This is a genomic window from Parvimonas sp. D9, assembly GCF_035282565.1.
GTDB classification, from domain to species: Bacteria; Bacillota; Clostridia; order Tissierellales; family Peptoniphilaceae; genus Parvimonas; species Parvimonas micra.
On record NZ_JAYKBM010000118.1, the window covers coordinates 1 to 281 of the forward strand.

General features: G+C 65.8%; 1 pseudogene. It reads right to left on the reverse strand.

From position 1 onward, the window contains the following. Positions 1 to 281: pseudogene (locus VJI94_RS08255) on the reverse strand (hypothetical protein); the annotation flags it as partial.

Genomic DNA, 281 nt, shown 5'->3' on the forward strand with positions numbered 1-281 from the left:
CTTGTCGAACTCGTGGTTGCCCACGGCGGATGCCGTCATCTCGAGCGCGTTGAGGACGTCGATCGTCGGCTGGTCGTCCGCCATCGCCGAGGCGAACAGCGACGCGCCGATGTTGTCGCCCGCCGACAGCAGCAGCGTGTTCTCGTGCGCCGCACGAAGCTGCTCGACCGTCCCGGCGAACTTCACCGTGTTGGCGTCGATCCGGCCGTGGAAGTCGTTGATGTTGAGCAGGTTCAGCTCGACGGTGTCGGAGAGGTCGATGCCGACGACGACCGGGTCGT